Genomic DNA, 2689 nt, shown 5'->3' on the forward strand with positions numbered 1-2689 from the left:
GGATCTGCACCGAGTCACCAACGGCGAGACCACTGGCATCGGCGAATTCGGCATGCACCGTGATGCCTCGGCCGAGGACAGGGACGGACTCGAGGTTCAGGGCCAGAACCAGGGCGCCGACAATGAGTAGCGTGCCGGTGACGCCGAGGCGCACCCGGTCCAGCGTCAGGAACGAGCGGTGCTTGGCTGCCATCACTTGCACCTGTCTGCGGGAGAAGTGAACATCGGGGTCTGGCCGTCGACGCCGGGGCCGTAGCGAATGGCCAGCCCGCAGACGAAGAAGTTGACGAAGCTGCCGTAACCGGCCACTCGGCCGATCAGCCGGTAGGTCTCCGGCAACCGGGCGAGGACCAGGTTCAGCGTGTCGGTGCGTGCGTTGAGGCCGGCGGCCAGGTGGCCGAGTCCCTCGATGTCGCTGCGCAGGTCGGCGCGGCTGTCCAGGAGCAGATCGCTCATCTCGGCGGTGAGACCGTCGACCCGGTCCAGGGCCGAGGTGATGATCGCGCTGTCGGCGTCGAGCCCTTCGAGCAACTGCGACAGCGAGACCAGCAGCTGATCGAATGCATCCCCGCGCTGTTGCACGGTATTCAGGACGACGGTGAAGTTGTCGATCACCGCACCGATTGCGGCGTCACGATCAGCGAGCGTGGTGGTGATCGTGCCGGCACGGCGGACGATGTCCGCCACCGCAGAATGCTGTCCGTTGAGGACCTGCACGAGAGAACGGGCCATGCGGTTGGTCTCTTCGGGGTCGAGCCCCTGCAGCAGCGGCCGGAATCCGTTGACGACCTGGTCGAGGTCCAGCGCGGGGGTGGTCTGCGAGACCGGGATCCGGCCGTCGGACAGCGGCCGACTGTCGCCCTCGCCCTCGGACAAGTCGAGGTATCGGTCGCCGATGAGGTTCTTGTAGCGGATGGCGGCAGTGGTCGCGGTCGTCAGCGGCCGCCGGGTCGACAGGTCGAAGGTGACCAGCGCGTGCCCGTCGTCGTGGAGTCGAACCGATTCCACCTTGCCCAGCGGTACGCCCGCCACCCGCACGTCCGAGCCGTTGGACAATCCGGAGGCGTTGGTGAACACCGCCGAGTAGCTCGTCGTCGGCCCGAACCGCATATTGCCGGCGACTGTGGCTACCCCGAGACCGGCCACGGTGGTGACCACCATGAACGCGAGCAGCTTCGCCGAGGTCGTCAACATTCTCATCGCCATCCTCCGAACAACAACTCCGCCAACGGGTTTCCGATGTAGTCCGTCGGGTCGGTGACCGGGTGGTATGCGTTGCTTCCGTCGTCGAACCGCACGTGGCCGGGGGGCTCGTCGCCGGTTTCGTAGCAGCTCGGGGCGTTGTCGAGGCCGGTCCGCGGCAGATTCACCGATGGCCGGTACGGCGGGTCACCCATCAGCAGCGTGCCCAGGATGTTCAGCCCGGGCCGGCCGCTGCCGCTGTTCGTGTTCTCCAGCAGTGCGTTGGTCGTGGCCAGATCGGCCAGGAAGCACGGGTAGATCGGGGCGAACTCGCTCAGTACGGCGGTGGGGGAGTTGAGTGCGGCCGCCGCCGCTCGCAGTGGCTCGCCGCTGGTCGCGAACAAGTCGGCGCCGCTGTTGCCGAACGCGGTGAAGCTGAGCAGGAATGCGCTGAGCTCCGTTTGCTGTTCGGTGATGGTGTCGCTGGTCGTGCTGAGCCGGTCGACGGTGGTGAGCAGATCCGGTGCGGCCGCGGCCAGCGCGTCTGCGGCGTCCCCGGCTGCCCGCATGTCCCGCTGGAGCGTGTCCAGGTGCGGATTGAACTCCCCGAGGAACGCACGCAGGTCGTCCACGAGCCGACCGACTTCCGGACCGCGGGTGCGCAGGCTCGCAGTGACCGCGTCCACCGTGGATTTCAGTTTGTCCACCTCGATGGTGCGCAGCACGGTGACCAATGCTTCGAGCAGGTCGTCGACCTCGCTGGTCACGGTGGCCTCGGGGATCACCGCGCCATCGGCGATACCCCGGGCGCTTGTGCCCTCCGGCGCGCTGAGCACGACGAATTTGCGACCGAACAGGGTGGTCGGGTCGATGGCGGCTCGGACATCGGAGGGGATGGCGGAGCTGTGCTCGGCCGAGAGGGTCATCGTGATGCGGGCCCGGCCATCGATGAACGTGAGGTCTTCGACGTGGCCCACCACGACCCCGTGCATCTTGACCTCGGAGCCCTGCTCGAGCAGCAGGCCGGATCGGTCCGCGTACAGGGTGATGCGGACCACGTCGGAGAAGCTGCCGCGGTAGATGCCGACGGAGAGCATGGTGACGGCCACTACCGTGAGCACGAAGGCAAGTCCGAGAGCGATGTTGACCCGGTCACCGAATTGGCGCAGATGTCCCATCAGCCGGCCACCTTCACCGCGCCGGAGGTACCGCCGTATACGGCGATGCCGACCAGCAGATTGATGACCATGATCGCGATGAGTGAGGTGCGGACCGCTCGCCCCACTGCGACGCCGACGCCGGCCGGTCCGCCCTGCGCGCGGTAGCCGTGGTAACAGTGCACACACATCACCACCACTGCCATGCAGAGCACTTTCACCAACGACCAGAGAACATCGCCCGGAATCAGAAAGACATCGAAGTAGTGCCCGTAGGTTCCTGACGCCTGTCCGGCCATCACCACGGTCACGAGCTGGGTGGCGGTGTAGCCGACGATCAGCGCGACGCA

Annotated in this window: 3 protein-coding genes and 1 pseudogene; all 4 read right to left on the reverse strand. The window is 66.8% G+C overall.

Annotation, left to right across the window (positions count from 1 at the left end; all coding sequences use genetic code 11):
* Positions 1 to 193, reverse strand: a pseudogene (locus tag QH283_RS14860) (MCE family protein); the annotation flags it as partial.
* Positions 193 to 1200, reverse strand: a complete 1008-nt coding sequence (locus QH283_RS14865) for an MCE family protein (protein ID WP_086845876.1) — start codon at positions 1198 to 1200, stop codon at positions 193 to 195. The pseudogene QH283_RS14860 and the gene QH283_RS14865, both read right to left, overlap by 1 nt.
* Positions 1197 to 2360: an MCE family protein gene (locus QH283_RS14870; protein ID WP_280503588.1), complete on the reverse strand. Its 1164-nt coding sequence runs from the start codon at positions 2358 to 2360 to the stop codon at positions 1197 to 1199. The genes QH283_RS14865 and QH283_RS14870 overlap by 4 nt, the downstream gene beginning before the upstream one ends.
* A partial coding sequence (locus QH283_RS14875; RefSeq protein ID WP_280503589.1) for an ABC transporter permease occupies positions 2360 to 2689 on the reverse strand: 330 nt, incomplete at its 5' end. The genes QH283_RS14870 and QH283_RS14875, both read right to left, overlap by 1 nt.

Origin of the sequence: Nocardia farcinica, assembly GCF_029867845.1 — a bacterium.
GTDB lineage: Bacteria > Actinomycetota > Actinomycetes > Mycobacteriales > Mycobacteriaceae > Nocardia > Nocardia farcinica_A.